Below are 17,034 nucleotides of genomic sequence, written 5' to 3'. Positions count from 1 at the left end.
GGCGGCCTATATCAACTGCCCGATGGACAAGGCCCAGTACGAGGCCTTCATCGACGCCCTGCTGGCCGGCGAGAAGTCCGAGTTCAAGGACTGGGAGCACGTCCCCTATTTCGACGGCTGCCTGCCCATCGAGGTGATGGCTGAGCGCGGCCGCGAGACCCTGCGCCATGGGCCGATGAAGCCCGTGGGCCTGACCAACGACCACGATCCGCAGACCAAGGCGTACGCCATCGTCCAGCTGCGCCAGGACAACGCGCTGGGGACGCTCTGGAACATGGTCGGCTTCCAGACCAAGCTGAAACACGGCGCCCAGACCGATATCTTCCGCATGATCCCGGGCCTGGAAAAGGCGGTGTTCGCGCGCCTCGGCGGACTGCACCGCAACACATTCCTCAACAGTCCCAAATTGTTGGACGCCCAGCTTCGCATGAAGTCTAAGCCACGCCTGCGGTTCGCAGGCCAGGTGACCGGGGTCGAGGGCTATGTGGAGAGCGCCGCCGTCGGCCTACTGGCCGGCCGTTTCGCCGCCGCCGAGCGCCTGGGCCGGCCCATTGAGGCGCCGCCCGCCACAACGGCCTTGGGCGCCCTGATCGGCCACATCACCGGCGGCCACATCGACGGGGGTAAGGGCAGCTTCCAGCCCATGAACATCAATTACGGCCTGCTGCCGCCGCTGGACGACGCCGTGGTCAAGCGGCGCGAGGACGGCAGCCGGATCGGCTCGAAGGAACGCGGCCGGGCCAAGAAGCTCGGGATGGGCGAGCGCGCCCTGGCCGACCTGGACCGCTGGGCTCAAGACCCGACAGCGCTCGCGGCCGAGTAGAGATCAGGCGCGCGCGGCGTTCGCCGCCTGGGCCGCCAGCCGCGCGCGCAGGCCGTCCAGGATCATCGCCAGGCGGCCATGGCGCGGGCGATGGCCGCGCCGCTGGCCTGCGACTTCTCCCATATCTATGCGACCGGCGAGCACGAGATCGTCGCCCTGCCCGCCACCTCGGAATGGGCGACCAAGTACGGCTGCGCGCCGCGGGTGAAGCGGGCCGACATCGTCGATACGAAGGCGGGCTATGTCTACGACACCAGCCGCCAGGACCCGGCGACCAAGTCGTGGGGGCGGCCCGCCGCGCCTGGCCGCACCGAGGCCTTCGTCTATCCCAATTGCAAGGACGGCCGGGTGGTCGCCGACCTGGTTCGCATCGACAAGGGACATACCGAGGGCCTGGAGCCGAACGTGGTCGAGGAGATCGTCAAGCTGGTGGTGGCGGCGAAATAGTCAGACCCGGCCGGTCAGCACGGCCCAGAGCAGGCGAACCCGCGCCGCCAACTCCGAGGGGCGCGCGCCCCTGGCCCTGATGCGAGCCAGGGTCGCATGGGCCACGGCCGGGAAGGCCGCGGGCGACAGGCCCCGCGCGCCGGAGCGCGCCGTGTCCAGGGCGGCCTGGGCGCCCTCCCCCGTCATGCCCGCCGTGCCCATCAGCCGCCCGATCGCCCAGGCCCGGCCGCCGCTGGCCGCCTTGGCGGGATCGGCTGAGGGGTCGAGGATGCGGGCGACCAGTATCGCGGCCGCTCCGCCGGTGTCGTCCGCCCAGGCCAGGGCGTCGGCCAGGTTCATGGGTTCTGGCGAGAGCTCGCGGTAACGCGCGTCGATCATCGCCTCCAGCGGCTCGCGCGGCAGGCCGTGGGCGGCGACGGCCGCGGCCAGGGCCTGGGCGGCGGGGTGATGACGGACGGGACCGCCCGCGAACACCTCGTCCAGCACCTCGCGCCACCAGGTCAGGCGGATCTCGCCCATCAAGGCGTTGGAGGCGACCTTCGGCGCGCGCGCCAGCTCGTAGTCATAGGCGTAGAGGGCGATCACATGGGCGCGCGCGCCGGCGTTGGCGACGAACCGGCTGGAGAGCCAGCGATCGGGGTCCACCCGGGCGATCAGGCCGTCGAGGTCATCGGAGAGGTCTTGGTCTGGCATGGCTCAAAGCAAAAGGCCCGCCGGTCCGGCGGGCCTTCCGATCCTATTGGATTTCGGCGGTCAGCCGAAGATGGTCTGGCTCATGGTCATGGTCACAAGCATCGGCACCGAGAGAAGGGTGTTGGTGCGCGAGAACAGCATGGCCAGGCGGCCGGCCTTGGCCTTGGCGTCCGCGTCGGCCTCGACCAGGCCCAGCGCGATCTTCTGGTTCGGCCAGATGAACACCCAGACGTTGAAGAACATGATGGTCGCCAGCCAGACGCCGACGCCAAGCAGGGTGGCGCTCTGGTCGCCGGTGGCGTCGAAGCCGCCGAACATGCCCAGGGTCACCACTTCCATGAAGTAGCCGCGGCTGACCAGCAGGATGACGCCCATGACCCAGGTCGCCAGCGCCGCCCAGCGGAACCAGAACAGAGCCTCGGGCGCGATGTACTTGGAGACTGCGGGTTTCAGTTCGGCCGGGATTTCCGGCATTTTGCGGATCTGGACGAAGTTGAAATAGTACAGCAGCCCAATCCATAGGATGCCGAAGAAGACGTGCAGCCAACGGAAGACGCCCTGCCAGAACGCTGGTCCCGTGCCTTGCGGACCGGCCGCGTAGGCTACGACCATGATGATCGCGAGAATGAAGCTCACGATCATGGTGTTGCGGAAATTTGAAAGCAGTCCGGCCATCGATGAGCCCCTCACGATTCCTACCCAGGGAGTCCGGTATAGGGCGTTTCCACTGATGCGGGAAGGCGCGAGCCTCAGATCGCGATGAGGGCGGCGGCGAGCCTGCGGCCTTCGGCGGTCAGGACATTGTAGAGCCGCGCCGCGGCGGCCGTATCCATGAATTCCAGGCCGATTCCGGCCTTCTGCAAGGTCTCGCGCACCGCCTTGGGCGGGAGGGCGTTGGTCGCCCCCACCCCCAGCAGCACGAACTCCACCTCCGCCCGCCCCGCCGCCAGGACTTCGGCCAGGCTGTCGGGGGTGAGCTCGGCCAGCGAACGCACCGGCCAGGCCGTCGGCTCGTCGCGCAGGATCAGCAGCGAGCCCTGATGCCGGCCGGTGGAGAGGCGGAAGCCGCCGTCGCCATAGGCGTCGATCTGGGGCGCGTCGCGGGCCATCGCGATCCTAGGACCGCATGGCCGCGGGCTTGATCGGCTCCGGCGCCTCGTCGTCGCGCCGCACCCCCCACAGCAGGATCACCGGCGCGCACACATAGATCGACGAATAGGTGCCGACGATGATCCCGAAGATCATGATGATGGAGAAGGCGAACAGGGTCGGTCCCCCGAAGATCGCCAAGCCCGCGAGCGCCAGCACCGCCGTCAAGCCGGTGATGACGGTCCGCGAGAGGGTTTCGTTGATCGACAGGTCGATTACCTCGCCCAGGGGCATTCGCTTGTATTTACGCAGGTTTTCCCGCAGTCGGTCGAAGACCACGACCGTGTCGTTCATCGAATAGCCGATGATGGTCAGGATGGCCGCAATGGTGGTGAGGCTGAATTCCAGCTTGAATCCGGCGATTACGCCGAAGGTCAGGATCACGTCGTGGAACAGCCCCACGACCGCGCCCACCCCGAACTGAAGCTCGAAGCGGAACCAGATGTAGAGCAGCATCAGCCCGATGGCGAAGCCTAGCGCCAGCATGCCGCTGGTGAACAATTCGCCCGACACCTTGGGGCCCACGACGTCGGTCTTCGCGAAGGTGACATCGCCGAGGGCGGCCTTGAGCGCGGCCTTCACGCCGCCAACGGCCTCGGCGGGGGACGTGCCCTCCGGGGTCTGGAACCGCACGAGCGCCGACGTCGGCGCCCCGAAGGCCTGCACCTGCACGTCGCCCAAGTCCTGGGCCGCGAGCGTCTTGCGGACCACGGCGAGGTCCACCGCCTTGGGCTCGGTCGAGAGTTCGATCAGCGTCCCGCCCTTGAAGTCGATGCCGCAGGCCAGGCCGCCGCAGGGCGGCTCGAAGGGATACAGGGTGAGCCCAAGCGAGATCACCACCGCGATGGCCGAAATGACCGCCGCGAGCTTGGCGAATGAGACAAACCTGAAGTTCGTCTTGACCGGAAGTATCTTGATCAAAGGCCACATGGCGCGCCCTCCCTAGACGATCGGCAGGGTCTTCGGGCGCGCGGTGCGGAACCACAGCGCCAGAAGGAATTGGGTGATCAAGACGGCGGTGAAGACCGAGGTCACTACGCCGATGGAGAGCGTCCAGGCGAAGCCCTTCACCGGCCCGGCACCGAACTGGAACATGATCAGGGCGGCCAGGATCGTGGTCACGTTGGCGTCGATGATCGTGGTCATGGCCCGGGAGAAGCCGGCGTCCATGGCCGATATCACCGAGCGGCCCGAGCGCAGTTCGTCACGCATCCGCTCATAGATCAGCACGTTGGCGTCCACCGCCACGGCTAGAGTCAGGATCAGGCCGGCGATGCCAGGCAAGGTCAGGGTGGCCTGGAACAGCGACATCACCGCGACGATGAGCAGCGCATTGGCCAGCAGAGCGATGACGGAGATGCCGCCGAACAGCAGGCCATAGGACAGCAGCATGAAGATCAGGATCGCAACGAAGCCGACGATCGTCGAGATCATGCCGGCCCTGACGGCGTCCGCGCCGAGTTCGGCGCCCACCGTGCGCTGCTCTTCGACGTTCAGCGGCGCGGGCAGAGCGCCAGCGCGCAGCAACAGGGCCAGGTCGTTGGCCGACTCGGTGGTGAAGTTTCCGCTGATCTGGCCCGAGCCGCCGGTGATCGGCTCGTTGATGCTGGGCGCGGAAATCACCTTGCCGTCGAGGATGATGGCGAAACGGCGGTTGACGTTCTGGGTCGTGGCGTCGGCGAAGCGTCGGGCGCCCTGGCCGTTGAACCGGAAGGAGACCACCGGTGCGCCGGTCTGCTGTTCGAAGCTCTGCTGGGCGTCGGTCAGCATCTCGCCGGTGACCAGGGCCCGCTTCTTCACCAGCAGTATGGTGGAGTAGCCGTCCTCGCTGGGCAGCAGTTCGGAACCTGGCGGCACGCGCCCGGCCGCGGCCTCCTCGAGGCTGACGCTGTCGTCGACCATCTGGAAGGTGAGCTTGGCCGTCTGGCCGATGATGGCCTTCAGCCGCTCAGGATCGCTCTCGCCCGGGGCCTGGACGACGATGCGGTTGACACCTTGCCGGATGATCGTGGGCTCGCGCGTGCCCAGTTCGTCGATCCGGCGGCGAATGATCTCGATGGACTGCTCAACCGCCTTGCCGGCCTCGGCGTTGAGGGCCTCGGGTACGAAGGCCAGCCGAATTCGGCCGCCGCCGGTCGATTCGACGATGGTGTCGCGGCCGCCCGCCGCGCCGACGAGCGGGCCGGCCACCGACGTGCGCAGGGTGTTGACCGCGGTGTTGACCTGGGCCGGGTCGGTGATCAGGACGCTGACCTCGCCGTTCGACTGGCGGAGGTCCCCGAACACGATCTTCTCGTCGCGCAGCGTGGTCCGCACGTCCTCCACCAGATTGGTCAGCTTTTCGACCCGCAGGGCGTCGGTATCGACTTCCAGCAGGAGATAGGACCCGCCCTGCAGGTCGAGACCCAGGTTGAGGGTCTGCCTGGGCATGAAGGCAGGGAGCGCGTCGCGCGCGCTCTGAGGCAGCGCAACGGGAAGGGCGAACAGCACGCCGAAGATCACCGACACGATGACGGCGATGACCTTCCAACGCGAAAGATTCATCATGGGAGAACTGGACCCTAGGCCTTGGAGTCGTTGGCCGGAGCCGGTTCGCCGCGCACGCGGACCTCGGAGATCATCCCCTTGACCACCTTGACGGTGACGCCCTGGGCGATCTCGACGCCGATCTCCTTGTCCTCGACGCGGACGACCTTGCCGATCACGCCCGAATTCAGGACCACGGTGTCGTTGCGCTTCAGGTTGGAGATCATCTGCTGATGCAGCTTCATCCGCTTCTGCTGCGGGCGGATCATCAGGAAGTAGAACAGCACGACCAGGCCGACCAGCGGTAGGAACTGGATCAGCATGTCCTGCGGGCCGGCGCCTGCGGCGCCTCCGACGGTCTGGGCGAAAGCGGGGGTGGCGAACATGGCGCTCCGAAGTCCGTATCCGGGCGCATGGTTCACGCCCTGTTTTCAAGTCGGCGGAAGCTATGCGTTGCGACCGCCTTTTGCAATGGAACGGCTTGGCGGCTAATCAGCCAAGTCATGGATGACGCATTGAAACCGGTTCTCGAACGCATCGCCGACGCCCTGGAGCGCCTCGCGCCCCCCGCCGGCGTACCTCCGGTCTTCGATAACGCGCGACTGTTCCGGCACGATCCCACCGCCAACGCCTTCCATCCGGCCCCCGACTACCCCCTGCCCCTGGAGGCCCTGGTGGGGGTCGAGCGACAGAAGGAGCGCTTCGTCGAGAACCTGGAGCGCTTCGCCGGCGGCCTGCCCAGCAACCACGCCCTGCTCTGGGGCGTGCGCGGCACCGGCAAGAGCTCGCTCGCCAAGGCGGCCTTCATGGACGTGGCGGGCAAGGCGCCGGTCCTGAAGCTGGTCGAGGTCGACCGCGACCAGGTGACCGAGCTGCCGGCCCTGTTCGACACCCTGCGGGACCGGTCCGAGCGGTTCGTGGTGCTGTGCGACGACCTCTCCTTCGAGGAGGGCGCGGCTGCGGCCAAGGCGCTCAAGTCGGCCCTGGAGGGCGGGGTCTCGGGCCCGCCCCGCAACGTGCTGTTCGTGGCCACCTCCAACCGACGCCACCTGATGCCGCGCGGTCATGGCGAGGATCGCGGCCTGATCGCCACGGCCGAGGACGCCGAGGAGGAAGTCAGCGTCTCCGACCGCTTCGGCCTCTGGGTCGGCTTCCCGCCCATGGACCAGCCGACCTACCTGGCGGCGGTGACGACCTATGCCGAGCGCTTCGGCCTGAAGACACCGGACCTTGATCGCCGCGCCCTGCAATGGGCCCAGCTCCGCGGCGCGCGGTCGGGCCGCGTCGCCTGGCAGTTCATCCGCGACCTGGCGGGCGAACTCGGCAAGGACCTGCCGCTCTAGCTATCTCGGCAGCACAAGTTTCGGATCGATCGGCCGGGCCCGGTCCTGCGGGGTGGGCGCGTAGCGGACCTCGAAGTGGACCTGGGTCTCCGAGACGCCGCCGGTGGAGCCGGCCATGCCGATCTGCTGCCCCTGGACGATGTCCTGGGTCATCTTCACGTCGACGCGGCCGAGGTGGCCATAGGCGGTGACCCAGCCGTCGGCGTGCTTGACCAGCACCAGGTTTCCGAAGCCGGGCACCTGGTCGCCGGCATAGACCACGTCGCCGCCGGCCGCCGCGCGAACAGGTTCGCCGACCTGGGCGCGGATATTGATGCCGTCATTGCGCTGGCCGGTGCCCTTGGGGCCGAAGTCGGAGAGCAGGTCACCGCGCACCGGCCAGATGAAGCGGCCCTTGCCCAGGCTGGAGATGGTGCTGTCGGCGACCGGGCCGGAGCTGGGCACGATCGGGGTGGTCGGCGGCCGGGTCGCCGCCGGCGGCGTGGGACGAGCCGCGGGTGGGGGCGGCAGCGGCGTGTAGGGTTGCGGCGTCGGGCGGGCGGCCGGCGGCGGGGTCGGTTGCGGCGTGACGACCGGAGGCGGCGCGGCCGGCGGCGGCGTCACGGGCGGCGGTGTGTAGGCAGGTGGCGGCGCGGCCGGGCGCGGAGCCGGCGCCTCGGGGCGCGGCGGGGCGGCGACGGTTTCGCGGATCGGGCCGCGGTCCTTGTAGCCGCTGGGCAGGGTGAGCTTGCGGCCCTCACGCAGGGTCGCGCCGACCTTCATGTCGTTGGCGGCGGCCAGCGCCTTGGCGGTGACGCCGAACCGCTTGGCCACCAGGGCCATGGTGTCGTCCTCGCCGACCACATAGGCCTTGGCCGTGGTCTTGGGGCCTTTCAGCTTCTGGCCAGGCTGCAGGGCGTAGGGCGCCTTGAGCTTGTTGTCATCGGCGAGCTGCTTGCGGTCGGTCTTGAGCTCGCGGGCGATGGCGTCGAGGTTGTCGCCCTTCTTGACCGTGTAGCTGACCGGCGGACCACTGACCTCGACCACCTTGCCGGTGACGCGCCGCACCGTGACGGTCTCGCGTTGCGGCTCCGCGGCCGGGGTCTCGATGCGGGCGGGCGGGCGGCGGCCGGGCACGGTAGAAGCCGGCGGCGCCCGGTCGACAAAGGCCCCGGGCAGAATCAGCCGGCGACCTATGGCCAGGGATTCGTTCACGCCCATGCTGTTGGCCTCTGCCAGGGCCTGGGGGCTCACCCCAAACCGGCGGGCGATGGCGTAGAGGGTGTCTCCTGAGCCGACCACATAAGCCGTGGCCGTGGCGCCGGTCAGCGGCGCCTTCAGCACCTGGCCCGGACGCAGGGCATAGGGTGGGGCCAGATCGTTCTCTTCGGCCAGCCGCTGGAGGCTGACGCCCAGGGTCCGGGCGATTGCGGCCAGGTTGTCGCCGCGCTTGACGGTGTAGGTCTGGGCGGCGACCGGCGTCTCCACCAGGCGACCCGCGTCGGCCGGGCGCGTGGTCGGCGGCCGAGTGGGCGCCGGCGCGGGCGGCAGCTCACGGGCCGGCGCGATATAGGGCAGGTTCTGGCTCTCGACCGGCGCCGTCGGCCGGGCGGACGGCGCCTGCTCCGCGACGACGGGCGGCGGCGGCGGGACAGCCGGGGTGGTAGCAGGCGGCGCGGTGCGCACGGGATAGTTCGGCGAGGTGGCCTGGGGCAGGCTCTCGCACGCAGCCAGCGCGCTGCCCGCCAAAAGAATCAAAGCCGTTCGCGAAAGGAAAAGCGTCATCGCCGCTCCGGGAGACAGGGTTCGGAATCAGTCGAGGCGTCTAGGGTTAATGATGGGTTACGGCCGACGCCCAGGCCACCCCACAAAGTCGTCAGCTCGGGTCGTCTAAGGTTCCTTGGCCACGCCATCGAGCAGGGGGACGAAGCGGACATCGGTCAGGCTTTCGACCGTGAAACCGCCCTTCCCGTCTCCCGTGTAGCGCCGCAAGCTCTGAACCGGTCCTCTGCCGATGGGCGCGACCAACACGCCCGTGGGTTTCAACTGCGAAAGCAGGGCCTTGGGCTCGTCCGGCGCCGCCGCCGTGACCAAAATGCGGTCAAATGGCGCCTGCTCGGGCCAGCCCTGCCCACCGTCGCCGAACCGGGTGATGACGTTGGTGAGGCCGAGGTGTTTGAACCGCGACTCCGCCTCGGCCATCAGGGTGCGGTAGCGCTCGACGGTGTAGACCAGCCGGGCCAGCTTGGAGAGCACGGTGGTCTGGTAGCCGGAGCCGGTGCCGATCTCCAGGACCCGGTCGCGCTTCTCGACACCCAGGGCCTGGGTCATCAGGCCGACGATGAACGGCTGGCTGATGGTCTGGCCGCAGGCGATGGGCAGGGCCGAGTCCTCGAAGGCCCGCTCCTTGAACAGGTCCGGCGTGAACATCTCGCGCGGCGTGCTCTCGATGGCCTTGAGCACCGCGGGTTCGCTGACCCCTTGGGAGCGCAGGGACATGATGAGGCGCGCCATCCGGACGTCCGGCCCGTCCCCCTCCTTGTCCGCGTCGTGCTTGGCCATGGGTCGCCTCAAGCCTTCGGCGGCGCGCCGCCCAGGACGCTCTTCAGGCGATGCACCGTTTCGGCGTGAGTCAGGTCGATGTGCAAGGGGGTCACGGAAATTCGACCTTCATAGATGGCGGCCAGGTCGGTGCCGGCGGCAGGCTTGGAGCGCTCCTGCCGGAACCCCATCCAGTAATAATCCCGATTGCGCAGGTCAGTTCGCTTTTCGGCGTGACGAACCGCCACATCCCGGAAGGTCTGCCGCGTCACCTCGACCTCGACGATCTCCTCGATCGGCCGCGCCGGGAAGTTGACGTTCATGATCACGCCGGCCGGCCAGCCGGTCTCGAACAGCTTGCGCACGATACCCGGGCCGAAGTGCTCGGCCGGGGCGAAGATGTCCTGGTCGTCCACCGGCCAGTTGGTGGCCGAGAGCGCGATGGAGGGCACGCCGAGCGCCATGCCCTCGATGGCCCCGGCCACGGTGCCCGACAGGGTGACGTCCTCGGCCAGGTTGGCGCCGCGGTTGACCCCGGACAGCACGAGGTCGGGCTTCAGGCCCCCCATCAGCTCGTGGATGGCCAGCATGACGCAGTCGGTGGGCGTGCCGGTGGTGGCGAAGCGGCGCGGGTCCAGGGTCCGAACCCGGATCGGGTCGGACAGGGTGAGCGCCCGGCTGGCGCCGGACTGTTCGTATTCCGGGGCGCAGATCCAGATGTCTTCGGTCAGGACGCGGGCGATCTTCTCCAGCGCCACCAGGCCCTCGGCATGGATCCCGTCGTCATTGGTGAGCAGGACGCGCATCAGACCCCGCCGATGTGGGTCATGCCCGGCAGGTAGGGGTGCAGGGCCTGCGGAATGGCGATGCGGCCGTTCTCGTCCTGATAGTTCTCCATGACCGCCACCAGGGTCCGGCCGACGGCCAGGCCCGAGCCGTTGAGGGTGTGGACGTAGCGCGTGCCCTTCTCGCCGGCGGCCTTGGTACGGGCGTCCATGCGCCGGGCTTGGAAGTCGCCGCAGTTGGAGCACGAGCTGATCTCGCGGTAGCGGCCCTCCGAGGGCAACCAGACCTCGAGGTCGTAGGTCCGGCGCGCCGAAAAGCCCATGTCGCCGCTGCAGAGCTTCATGGTGCGGAAGGGCAGCTCCAGCGCCTTCAGCACCGCCTCGGCGCAGCCGACCATGCGTTCGTGCTCCTCCTCGGACTTGTCCGGAGCGGTGATCGAGACCAGCTCGACCTTGTAGAACTGGTGCTGGCGGATCATGCCGCGGGTGTCCCGGCCAGAGGCGCCGGCCTCGGCCCGGAAGCTGGGGGTCAGAGCGGTCAGCCGCAGCGGCAGCTCTTCCTCCGGGGTGATCTGCTCGCGCACGAGATTGGTCAGGGAGACCTCGGCCGTGGGGATCAGCCAGCGAATTTCGGGCATCGCCTCTAGCTGATCAAGCGTCAGTTCGCTCACGCTAATTCTATGCTTCTCCAACCCCTCGAGACCTGGAAGCACGACGAACTGGTCGTCGGAGAACTTGGGAAGTTGGCCGGTGCCGAACATCGCCTCGCTACGCACCATCAAGGGCGGCGAGACCTCGGTGTAGCCGTGCTCGCGGGTCTGCATGTCGATCATGAACTGGCCGATCGCCCGCTCGAGCCGCGCCAGCTGGCCCTTCAGCACGACGAAGCGGGCGCCGCTCATGCGGGCGGCGGCCTCGAAGTCCATCAGGCCCAGGCCCTCGCCGAGGTCGACATGGTCCTTGGGCTTGGCGATAGCGAAGGGCTCGCTCCAGCGACGGACTTCGACATTGTCGTTCTCGTCGGCGCCGATTGGCACGTCGGGCGCTGGGATGTTCGGCAAACTGGCCAGCAGCTCAAAGAGCTCGGCCGCCGCGACCTTTTCGGCCTCGGCCTGCTCGACCAGCACGCCCTTGACCGCCTCGACCTCGCCCATCAGGCGCTGGGCCTCGGCCTCGTCCTTCTTGGCCTTGGCCTGGCCGATGAGCTTGGAGGCGTTGTTGCGGACGGCCTGGGCCTCCTGCAGCGCGGCCTGGGCGGCGCGCACCTTGGCGTCCAGCGCGATGGCTTCGGCCGCGGCTCCGGAACGGCCCTTCGCAGCCCAGGCTTTTTCGTAAAGCTCGGGGTTTTCGCGAATGGCTCGAATGTCGTGCATGGGTCCGCCGTCGGTGGGGTTAGGCGGCTTTCTCTAGAGCGCGTTGGCTTGGCGGGAAAGCCCTAGCGGCCGTGCCGCGGCCAGATGGGCGAGCTGTCGGCCGATTGGCCGACTGAGGGGGACTTTGACTCTTGCTTGGGGCTTCACCCCCTCCACCGCGGAGCCTGTCCTCGGGTCGACCGTCGGTCGATCCCGGGGGCGGTCCCCCTCCCCCAAATCGCGCTGCGCGCTGGGGGAGGAATTGGGCGACGCTAGACCGGAACGATGTCGGATCCCGCCTCGTCCTCACGGCGGCGGGCGCGTTCGATGAGCCGCACGCACCAGATCGAGATCTCGTAGAGCAGGACGATCGGCAGGGCGAGCATGGTCTGGCTGATCGGGTCGGGCGGGGTGACCACGGCGGCGACCACGAAGACCGCCACGATCGCGTAGCGACGCCCGGCCTTCAGCATGTCGGACGAGACGATCCCAGCCATGCCCAGCAGGGTCAGGACCACCGGCAGCTGGAAGCAGAGGCCGAAGGCCAGCAACAGGGTGGTGACCAGGCTGAGATAGTCCGAGACCTTGGGCAGAAGCTGGACCGAGACCTGGGCGTCGACGATCTGCTGGCTCAGCGAGAACCAGAGAACGAACGGCAGGATGATGTAATAGACCAGACCAGCCCCCATCAGGAACAGGGTCGGCGAGGCCAGCAGGAACGGCACGAAGGCCTTGCGCTCGCGCTTGTAGAGGCCCGGCGCCACGAAGCCGTAGACCTGCCAGGCCAGGACCGGGAAGGTCAGGACCACCGCCCCGAACCCGGCCAGCTTCAGCTTGGTGAAGAAGAACTCCAGCGGGGCGGTGAAGATCAGGTTGAGCTTGTCGCCCTCCGCCGAGGCCGGGACCTCGCGCGCGCCCGCCAGGGCCAGGAACAGGTCCCGCGTGCCGGCGAAAAACTTCACGATGTCGAAGCCGCCCGCCTGTTCGGCGTGGGCCACCTGTTCGGCGGCCAGGAGTTGGGAGGCGATGGCGAAGGGGTGCAGCAGGAACCGGTAGATCGGCTCCGAAAAGCCGAAGCAGACCGCGAAGCCGACCAGCAAGGCGGCGACGCAGATGATCAGCCGCGATCGCAGCTCGACCAGATGATCGAGCAGCGGCGCGCGCGAGGCTTCGATCTCGTCGTCATAGGAATCGGTCACGCCTTGGCTCCGGCCTTGGCGGTCTTGCTCGGCGCGGCGGTCTTGGTCGCGGCCTTGGGTTTGGCGACCGCAGCCGTCTTGGGCTTGGCCGCCGCCTTTCGGGCCCGCGGCTTGGCCTCCTCGACGATCTGGGTCATCTCGACCGGCTCAGACGCGGAGACCGTGGCCGGCGAGAAGCTCACGCCGGAGCCGTGCAGGCTGTTTCCGATCTCGTTGAAGACCTGGTCGACCTGGGCGTTGGACGCGTCCATCGCCGCGGTCGTCTCCGTGAGCTGGCCCTTGCGCATGGCCTCGACCTCCTTGCGCAGTTCGTCGAGCTCCGACTGGCGGGCCATCTCGTCGAAACTGGCGCGGAACTCGTTGGCCATGCCCCGCAGCTTGGCGGTGAACTGGCCCAGTTTACGCAGCATGAGGGGCAGGTCCTTGGGACCCACCACGATCAGGGCGACCGCGGCGATGACCAGGAGTTCCAAACCGCCGACTTCGGGTAGCATCAGACGTCGCCTAAACAAGTAAGCCCGCGCCGATCAAGACCGGCGCGGGCGATTTCTGCGGATCCCGCCCGATCAGCCGCGGGCTTCGTCCTTCTCGGTCTTCGGCAGGGGCTTGGAGGCGTCGGCCGTCGTCGGCTCGTCCTTCAGCCCGTCGCGGAAGGCCCGGATGCCCTTGGCGGCGTCGCCCATGATCCCCGACAGCTTGCCGCGGCCGCCGAACAGCAGCGCGACCACCGCGATGACGATGACCCAGTGAATCCAACTCATTGCGCCCATGGCGACAAAACTCCTTCACGTCGGCGACCGACCCCGGCCGCGCGCCCGCCCTTCGTTCGGCGTGAATATAGTCAGTCGCGTGGCAAAGCGCCAACGCGTCCTAACGCCCCGGCTCTTCCTGACCCAGGAAATCTGTATGAAATTCGGGCGCCTCGCCGTCGTCCAACGGATCCTCATCCGGAATCCCCACGCCGGGCGCGGGCACAGCGAAGTCCGGCGGCAGGTCGAGGCTGAGCAGGCCGGCGGCGCGCATGTCGGCCGCGCCGGGCAGATCGGCCAGGCTGGCCAGCCCATAATGCTCGAGGAAGGCGTCGGTGGTGCCGTAGGTGACCGGACGTCCCGGCGTGCGGCGGCGGCCACGCATCCGCACCAGGCTGAGCTCCAGCAGCACGTCGAGGGTGCCGCGGCTGGCCTGCACCCCACGCACGGCCTCGATCTCGGCCCGGGTCACCGGCTGGTGGTAGGCGATGATCGCCAGGGTCTCCTGGGCGGCCTTGGAGAGCCGCCGGGGCTCCTCGCGCTCCTCAGTCATCAGGAACGCCAGGTCGGCGGCGGTCTGGAACCGCCAGCGGTCGGCCACGCAGGCCAGTTCCACCCCGCGCCCCTCATAGGTCTTCTGCAGGGCGGCGATGGCGGCCTCGATGTCGGAGCCCTCCGGCAGCCGCTTGGCCAGGTCGTCCAGGCTGAGCGGGCCGGCGGCGGCGAACAGCAGCGCCTCGACCTGGCGTTCGGTGGCGCTGGTCATGCGGCGGCTCGCTTGCGGGCGCGCAGATAGAGGTCGGCGAAGGCCTCCATCTGGCGGACCTCCATGGCGCCTTCCTTGACCAGCTCCAGGCCGGCCGAGAGGGTCGAGGCGGTATAGGAGGCCTGGCTCGGCCCCTCGCCCGAGGGCTTGAGCGGGGCGACGCCCGACAGCGGGGTCCAGCGGTCCAGGTCGGGCAGCATGTGGCGCAGGCGGTCGCGCGCGTCCTCCAGCGGATAGGCCTGGGGTGCGCGGGGTGTGTAGTGGCGGCCCTGTTCCTTGCGGCGCTGGTCGATATAGGCGCTCATCAGGCCGTAGAGGTCGCCTTCCAGCCGGGCGGACGGAATCACCTTGATGGCCTCGGGGTCGCCGCGCACGAAGACCTCCTGGCGCAGCTTGGGCCGGTCACGCAGCTCCTCGGAGGCTTTGCGCATGGCGTCCAGCTTGGCCAGGCGGAAGGCGAGCTGTGCGGCCATCTCCTCGGCTGGCGGCTCCTCGGCCTTGGGGCGGTCGGGCTTGGGCAGCAACAGGCGCGACTTCAGATAGGCCAGCCACGAGGCCATCACCAGATAATCGGCGGCCAGGGAAAAGCGCACCTTCCGGGCCTGCTGGACGAAGGACAGGTACTGCTCGGCCAGCTTCAGGATCGACAGCTGCATCAGGTCGACCTTCTGGGTCCGCGCCAGGGCCAGCAGCACGTGAAGCGGCCCTTCATAGCCGTCCAGGTCGATGATCAGGGCCTCGCCATCCTCGGCGGCGGTGGCGGCGGCCTCGAAGTCGAGATTGGGCTGGAAGGTGTTGCTCATGCCGCCCACCGACCCTCGAAGGCGGCGTCGAAGCGGGCGCGGGCTTCCCGCACATCGAACGGCTCCGGCGACCGGGCGACGCGCCCGAGGGCGGCCTTGGCGCGGCGCAGGGCCTGGCCCGCCAGCGCCTTGGTCCCGGAAGCCACCGCCTTCATCTCGGCCATGTCGCCGTTGCAGTGCAGGACCACGTCGCAGCCGGCGGCCAGGGCCGCCCGCGCCCGATCCGCGAAACCGCCGCCCAGGGCCTTCATCGAGAGGTCGTCGCTCATCACCAGGCCGTCGAAGCCGATGGCCCCGCGGATCACCTCGCGCATGACCGTCTTCGAGGTGGTGGCGGGCCGCTTCGGATCGATCGCCGCGTAGACCAGGTGGGCGGTCATCGCCATCGGCATGTCCGACAGCATCCTGAACGGCGCGAAGTCGCGGGCTTCGAGTTCTTCATAGGCGGCGTCCACCACGGGCAGGTCCAGGTGGCTGTCGGCCATGGCGCGGCCGTGACCGGGGATGTGCTTGATCACCGGCAGCACCCCGCCGGCGATCAGGCCCTCGCAGCCCGCCCGCCCCAGGACGGCCACCCCCTCGGGGGTGCGGGCATAGGCGCGATCGCCGATCACCGCGTGGGCGCCCTCCACCGGCACGTCCAGCACGGGCAGGCAGTCGACATTGATGCCGAGGGCGGACAGGTCATGGGCCAATAGGCGCGCGCCCAGGCGGGCGATCTCGCGGCCCAGCAGGGGGTCATTGGCCGGCAGCTCGCCATAGGCGCGGCCCGGCGGATAGCGCCGCCAGTGCGGCGGGCCCAGGCGCTGTACGCGTCCGCCCTCCTGGTCGATCAGCACCGGGGCGTCGGGACGATCGACCGTGGCGCGCAGATCGTCGACTAGGCGACGCACCTGGTCCGGGCTCTCGATATTGCGCGCGAAGAGGATGAACCCCCAGGGCGCGACGTCGCCGAAGAAGGCCCTCTCCTCCCGGGAGAGGACCTTGCCGGAACAGCCGAGGATCGACGCGCTGGTCACTATCTCACGAAGCAGTTCTTGCCCGCGGCCTTGAGTTGATTGCAGAAATCCGTCGCCGCCTGGCGGGAGGCGAAGCCGGTGACGGTGGTGCGGAACAGGGTCGAGCCGTCCTTTTGGATCTGCTCGACGCGCTTGCCCTTCCCGGCGGCGAGGCTCGGCGCGACCTTGGCCGCGTCGTTCCAACCCTTGTCGGCCAAGGCCTGGGACGAGAAGGCGCCGATCTGGACGGCGGCCCCTCCCGTCGTGGCGGCGGGCTTGGGCGCGGGCGCGGCGGCCTTTGGCGGCGGCGCGACCGCGACGACCTTGGGCGCCGGAGCCGCGGCCTTGGGCGCTGGGGCCGGCGGCGGCGGGGCGATGGCGGGCTTCAATGCGGGCGCCGACGGCAGGGCGGCCACGGGGCCGGAGGTCACCGGCAAGCTCGGCGCGGGTTTCGGCGGCGGCTGGATGACCACGGCCTCGGGACGCGGCTGCGGCGCCTCCGGAGGATCGATGAAGGTGGGGCCAGCGGTGTCGGGCGGGCCGTCCTCGGCGCGATAGATCTGTAGTCCCGCCGCCGGATCAGTGGGCTGGGCCTCGGCGGGCGGCGGGGCCTTCAGCTCGCCCAGCGGCGCGCCCACGGTCTGCGGCGGCGCGCCGGCCTCGCGGACGCCGGAGCGGTAGAACAGCACGATGGCGATCACCAGCAGGATCAGCACGATGGCGCTGATGATCAGCATCAGGGGCGCCGGCTTGGATCCCCGCACGGGCTGGCGCGCGTCGAAACTCAACGGTGCGTCGGTCGGGGGGGCGTAGGCGCCGCGGTCGGGATCGGACATCGAAGGCCTCGAATAGTCTCGGCCGGGTCGCGAATCGCGCCCGGT

Annotated in this window: 20 protein-coding genes; 3 read left to right on the top strand and 17 right to left on the bottom strand. The window is 69.0% G+C overall.

Going from position 1 to position 17,034, the window contains the following annotated elements:
• Both trmFO and Q8Q88_RS01980 read left to right on the top strand, forming a co-directional pair.
• The coding region (trmFO, locus tag Q8Q88_RS01985; RefSeq protein WP_305673519.1) for a methylenetetrahydrofolate--tRNA-(uracil(54)-C(5))-methyltransferase (FADH(2)-oxidizing) TrmFO at positions 1 to 823 on the top strand (823 nt) is incomplete at its 5' end.
• Positions 824 to 901: 78 nt separating this feature from the next.
• Positions 902 to 1,270, top strand: a complete 369-nt coding sequence (locus Q8Q88_RS01980; RefSeq protein ID WP_305673518.1) for a hypothetical protein — start codon at positions 902 to 904, stop codon at positions 1,268 to 1,270.
• Here the strand turns inward: Q8Q88_RS01980 and Q8Q88_RS01975 are convergent, their stop codons facing one another.
• The 6 genes from Q8Q88_RS01975 to yajC form a co-directional block, all read right to left on the bottom strand.
• Positions 1,271 to 1,963, bottom strand: coding sequence for a squalene/phytoene synthase family protein (locus Q8Q88_RS01975; RefSeq protein ID WP_305673517.1), 693 nt, complete (start codon positions 1,961 to 1,963; stop codon positions 1,271 to 1,273).
• A 60-nt stretch (positions 1,964 to 2,023) separates the two neighbouring features.
• The gene (locus Q8Q88_RS01970) at positions 2,024 to 2,638 is read right to left on the bottom strand and encodes a urate hydroxylase PuuD (protein WP_305673516.1); all 615 of its coding nucleotides are present in this window, start codon (positions 2,636 to 2,638) and stop codon (positions 2,024 to 2,026) included.
• Between the two features lie 74 nt (positions 2,639 to 2,712).
• Positions 2,713 to 3,072, bottom strand: a complete 360-nt coding sequence (locus Q8Q88_RS01965; protein ID WP_305673515.1) for an Mth938-like domain-containing protein — start codon at positions 3,070 to 3,072, stop codon at positions 2,713 to 2,715.
• A 7-nt stretch (positions 3,073 to 3,079) separates the two neighbouring features.
• Positions 3,080 to 4,042, bottom strand: coding sequence for a protein translocase subunit SecF (gene secF, locus Q8Q88_RS01960; protein ID WP_305673514.1), 963 nt, complete (start codon positions 4,040 to 4,042; stop codon positions 3,080 to 3,082).
• A gap of 12 nt (positions 4,043 to 4,054) precedes the next feature.
• The gene (secD, locus tag Q8Q88_RS01955; RefSeq protein WP_305673513.1) at positions 4,055 to 5,659 is read right to left on the bottom strand and encodes a protein translocase subunit SecD; all 1,605 of its coding nucleotides are present in this window, start codon (positions 5,657 to 5,659) and stop codon (positions 4,055 to 4,057) included.
• Between the two features lie 14 nt (positions 5,660 to 5,673).
• A complete protein-coding gene (gene yajC / locus Q8Q88_RS01950) occupies positions 5,674 to 6,024 on the bottom strand; it encodes a preprotein translocase subunit YajC (RefSeq protein WP_371129798.1) in 351 nt (116 codons plus the stop codon).
• Positions 6,025 to 6,141: 117 nt separating this feature from the next.
• Here yajC and Q8Q88_RS01945 point away from each other — a divergent pair, with 117 nt between their 5' ends.
• On the top strand, positions 6,142 to 6,981 hold the full coding sequence (locus tag Q8Q88_RS01945; RefSeq protein ID WP_305673512.1) for an ATP-binding protein: 840 nt from the start codon (positions 6,142 to 6,144) through the stop codon (positions 6,979 to 6,981).
• On the opposite strand, the gene Q8Q88_RS01940 is transcribed toward Q8Q88_RS01945, so the two are convergent.
• The 11 genes from Q8Q88_RS01940 to Q8Q88_RS01890 all read right to left on the bottom strand — a co-directional run bounded on the left by Q8Q88_RS01940 (position 6,982) and on the right by Q8Q88_RS01890 (position 16,989).
• Complete coding sequence (locus Q8Q88_RS01940; RefSeq protein WP_305673511.1) at positions 6,982 to 8,709, bottom strand: LysM peptidoglycan-binding domain-containing protein; 1,728 nt, start codon at positions 8,707 to 8,709, stop codon at positions 6,982 to 6,984.
• A 141-nt stretch (positions 8,710 to 8,850) separates the two neighbouring features.
• On the bottom strand, positions 8,851 to 9,474 hold the full coding sequence (locus Q8Q88_RS01935; protein ID WP_305673522.1) for a protein-L-isoaspartate(D-aspartate) O-methyltransferase: 624 nt from the start codon (positions 9,472 to 9,474) through the stop codon (positions 8,851 to 8,853).
• Between the two features lie 56 nt (positions 9,475 to 9,530).
• Complete coding sequence (gene surE, locus Q8Q88_RS01930; protein WP_305673510.1) at positions 9,531 to 10,307, bottom strand: 5'/3'-nucleotidase SurE; 777 nt, start codon at positions 10,305 to 10,307, stop codon at positions 9,531 to 9,533.
• On the bottom strand, positions 10,307 to 11,659 hold the full coding sequence (gene serS / locus Q8Q88_RS01925; RefSeq protein ID WP_305673509.1) for a serine--tRNA ligase: 1,353 nt from the start codon (positions 11,657 to 11,659) through the stop codon (positions 10,307 to 10,309). The genes surE and serS overlap by 1 nt, the downstream gene beginning before the upstream one ends.
• A 251-nt stretch (positions 11,660 to 11,910) precedes the next feature.
• Positions 11,911 to 12,837, bottom strand: coding sequence for a twin-arginine translocase subunit TatC (gene tatC / locus Q8Q88_RS01920; protein ID WP_305673508.1), 927 nt, complete (start codon positions 12,835 to 12,837; stop codon positions 11,911 to 11,913).
• On the bottom strand, positions 12,834 to 13,331 hold the full coding sequence (tatB, locus tag Q8Q88_RS01915) for a Sec-independent protein translocase protein TatB (protein ID WP_371129797.1): 498 nt from the start codon (positions 13,329 to 13,331) through the stop codon (positions 12,834 to 12,836). The genes tatC and tatB overlap by 4 nt, the downstream gene beginning before the upstream one ends.
• 72 nt (positions 13,332 to 13,403) lie before the next feature.
• Positions 13,404 to 13,607, bottom strand: coding sequence for a twin-arginine translocase TatA/TatE family subunit (gene tatA / locus Q8Q88_RS01910; RefSeq protein ID WP_254833651.1), 204 nt, complete (start codon positions 13,605 to 13,607; stop codon positions 13,404 to 13,406).
• Positions 13,608 to 13,707: 100 nt separating this feature from the next.
• Complete coding sequence (gene scpB / locus Q8Q88_RS01905) at positions 13,708 to 14,352, bottom strand: SMC-Scp complex subunit ScpB (protein WP_305673507.1); 645 nt, start codon at positions 14,350 to 14,352, stop codon at positions 13,708 to 13,710.
• Positions 14,349 to 15,155 carry a ScpA family protein gene (locus tag Q8Q88_RS01900; RefSeq protein ID WP_305673506.1) on the bottom strand — a complete coding sequence of 269 codons (807 nt, stop codon included), beginning with the start codon at positions 15,153 to 15,155 and terminating at the stop codon, positions 14,349 to 14,351. The genes scpB and Q8Q88_RS01900 overlap by 4 nt, the downstream gene beginning before the upstream one ends.
• On the bottom strand, positions 15,152 to 16,177 hold the full coding sequence (gene nagZ, locus Q8Q88_RS01895) for a beta-N-acetylhexosaminidase (protein ID WP_305673521.1): 1,026 nt from the start codon (positions 16,175 to 16,177) through the stop codon (positions 15,152 to 15,154). Before nagZ ends, Q8Q88_RS01900 begins: the two co-directional genes overlap by 4 nt.
• Positions 16,174 to 16,989, bottom strand: coding sequence for an SPOR domain-containing protein (locus Q8Q88_RS01890; RefSeq protein WP_305673505.1), 816 nt, complete (start codon positions 16,987 to 16,989; stop codon positions 16,174 to 16,176). The genes nagZ and Q8Q88_RS01890 overlap by 4 nt, the downstream gene beginning before the upstream one ends.
• Positions 16,990 to 17,034 lie beyond the last annotated feature (45 nt).

The sequence above is a fragment of the Phenylobacterium sp. genome (genome assembly GCF_030697925.1).
In the GTDB taxonomy this organism is placed as follows: Bacteria; Pseudomonadota; Alphaproteobacteria; order Caulobacterales; family Caulobacteraceae; genus Phenylobacterium.
The sequence above is the reverse complement of the archived record's forward strand: the minus strand, read 5'-3'. Positions and strand labels throughout refer to the sequence as shown.